Annotated in this window: 3 protein-coding genes and 1 pseudogene; 1 reads left to right on the top strand and 3 read right to left on the bottom strand. The window is 41.1% G+C overall.

Annotated features, from left to right (window positions below):
* The 3 genes and pseudogenes from CXF78_RS19460 to CXF78_RS19470 all read right to left on the bottom strand — a co-directional run.
* A pseudogene (locus tag CXF78_RS19460) lies at nucleotides 1-416 on the bottom strand (ATP-binding protein); the annotation flags it as partial.
* Entirely contained in the window at nucleotides 409-1092 is a 684-nt protein-coding gene (locus tag CXF78_RS19465; RefSeq protein ID WP_102037688.1) for a response regulator transcription factor, read from the bottom strand. The pseudogene CXF78_RS19460 and the gene CXF78_RS19465, both read right to left, overlap by 8 nt.
* 3 nt (nucleotides 1093-1095) lie before the next feature.
* A complete protein-coding gene (locus tag CXF78_RS19470; RefSeq protein WP_011636607.1) occupies nucleotides 1096-1452 on the bottom strand; it encodes a PepSY domain-containing protein in 357 nt (118 codons plus the stop codon).
* 341 nt (nucleotides 1453-1793) lie between these two features.
* On the opposite strand from CXF78_RS19470, the gene CXF78_RS19475 reads away from it, so the two are divergent.
* Nucleotides 1794-2675: a choice-of-anchor H family protein gene (locus tag CXF78_RS19475; protein WP_102037689.1), complete on the top strand. Its 882-nt coding sequence runs from the start codon at nucleotides 1794-1796 to the stop codon at nucleotides 2673-2675.
* Nucleotides 2676-2733: the final 58 nt, after the last annotated feature.

The raw sequence follows: 2733 nt of genomic DNA on the forward strand, positions 1-2733 counted from the left end.
AAACTCACGCTAAAACTGTATATCAACTGCGGTTTGTCATTAATCAATATCGAGTCGAAGGTACTTCTACCGGTTGCGGGTTTGGGTAAGTTAATCGGCGTGTTGAGGCCGAGAAATGAGTTTGAAGTCCACAGTAGTTGGTTATCTTTAGTGGTGATTAATGCATAAAGACCTGAACCAATCACATTGAATTGGTTTTCAAGTAAATGAGACGGCATTTGTAATTGGTTATCTTCTACTTCAGCCATGGCTAAAACAGAGTAAACATAGGCTTTCAACTGGTTTTTTGCAGCAACATTTATTTGGGTTTCGAAGGCATTATTAACGGTTATACCGATAATAGGCAATAACACCAAAATCAGTAATAACGCACTGACCACAATGCGGACTTTAAGCGAGCTGAGTAGTTTACGCATCTGGGTCTAACTGTCGTAGTCGATAACCTTGACCACGTAGTGTTTCAATTAATTGATATTGATTGTCGGGGTCGAGTTTTTTACGTAACCGACGGATAAATACTTCAATTACGTTGGAATCTAAATCAAAATCCTGGTCATAAATATGTTCAATTAAACTGCTTTTTGAATGTACCGACCCAAGGTGCAGCATCAGGTATTCAAATAGTTTGTACTCAGAACCACTAAGGTTAATTATTTGCAGGCTTTTTTTAATTTCTAAACTACGGGTATTGATACTAAAGGGACCATTTTGAATCACTGGACTGGCTTTACCTGCGGAGCGGCGAATTAATGCATTAATTCGCGCGACAAGTTCTTCTAGCTGAAACGGCTTACTTAAGTAATCGTCAGCGCCAGCATCTAAACCAACCACTTTATCTTGCCAACTGTCTCGAGCGGTTAAAATAATGATCGGGTAGCTAATGTCTTGTTCACGTAGTTTACTGATTAATGACAAACCATCAAGTTTAGGTAAACCCACGTCGATAATGGCGACATCGTATTGATATTCTTGAGCTTGAAATAAGCCTTCTTCACCATCGCTGGCAACATCAACTGTATATTGCGCATCAATAAGGTGCTGTTTTATGTTTGTTTGTAGGGCTAAATCGTCTTCGACCAGTAATAATCTCATGGGCTAGTTCCTTTTAACCGAGCCATTGGTGGCATCGACTAACACATAAAAAATAACGCCATCATTGGTGAGTAATTTAATCCGATAACCAGGATGTCCATTGACGTTGGCTGACTGCACTTTTAATACTTTACCCGAATAACTCCGCTGAGCCATTTGTACTGCTTGTTGGGCGCTATTAACTACCAGATTGCTGTTCTGCTGGTTATTGTTTTGACGATTATTATTTGGGCCAGGGGATAACTGAGCACCAGCAGATGAATGTAATGCAGCTGCATAGGACGGCACTGAGCACGTTAATGACAGTAGCGCTAACATCAGGCCTAACATGGTGGCATTTACGTTGAGCATACGCTGCATATTGTGTTCCCTAATAACCTCATTATTGCCAGTGTAAAAGATCCCTTTCTATATAGAAACATCTACTTAATCTTATTGGGTAAATAGCCGTAAGCGAAACATAAACGCCCGTAAGATATCGGTAAATACAAATTTGTCGATGATTTGAGTTGGCAGTATAAGGGGTAGCAGATGAACATTAACTGAATGGTTTACGCCTATGGTCAGTTTTTGCGGTATTGATTTATAACAGCGTCACTAACGGGTAGCGCTAACGGAAGTCTGCCGTGTTGCTATGTTCAGCTTACGTTCATTTTGATTAGGGTTAAATGGCCTCAATATCAAGACTGTGAGGAACTAACATGAAACATACTACTGCCAAGACAGCCAATCTATCGACTATTAATACCCAGTTAAAATGGGGCGTAAGTTTATGTGTTGCCAGTGCACTCTGGTTAAGTTCGCCAACAGTACAAGGCGCCGAACGGATCTCTGAACAAGCTTTTGGTACATATAGCCAAGCAAGAGTCATTAATCCGCAAACGCCAGAAACTGAAGCTGACAAGCAGGCTAGGGTGAGCGCTTTACATGAGCAAGCTAAGTTGCAAAGTAACGTTGCAACACTGAATAAAAAAGTCACTCGTGAACAAGTGATGGCAAAAAATCAAAAAGCTGCCGCAACGACGGAAAACCAGCAGCAACGAGCGTTGGCGCAGCAAAACCAGGTCGTGTATTACGATTTTTCCTTCTATGGTGCCGATTCAAGTTTATTTGATGATTATGATTATGATGGTTTTTATCAAACCTTTAGTGTGACCTTTGATGCAGATATTACCAGCAGCGCGGGCGACATTCAGGCTGATGTATTTGCCGAATTATATTTAAGTCAAGACGGTGGACCGTGGGTCCATTATTACTCAACCGACGTATTCACCCTCCACGCAGACTCTAGCAATGATGATTACGAAGTGCTAACAACGTTAGCCAGTGGTTATCAAGCCGATCATTATGATGTATTGATCGATCTGTATGAGCTAGGTTATGCCGATCCGGTCGCGACAATAAGTAGTGATGAGTCCAATGCCTTGTACGCGCTGCCACTTGAAAGTAGCGACCGTGATGCGGTTTATGTGGAAGAGATTTATATTGAAACTGAACATTCAGGCGGGGCCTTATCTTGGTTAAGTATAGGCTTACTGGCCGGTGTTATTGGGTTTCGTAGACGTTTGATTAATAAAAAATAACGTAAGATTAATGCTTATGCACCTTAGAACTACGTTAGAATGGTTATTTTTGATTTTG

Origin of the sequence: Shewanella sp. 11B5, from assembly GCF_002836795.1 — a bacterium.
Lineage (GTDB): Bacteria > Pseudomonadota > Gammaproteobacteria > Enterobacterales > Shewanellaceae > Shewanella > Shewanella frigidimarina.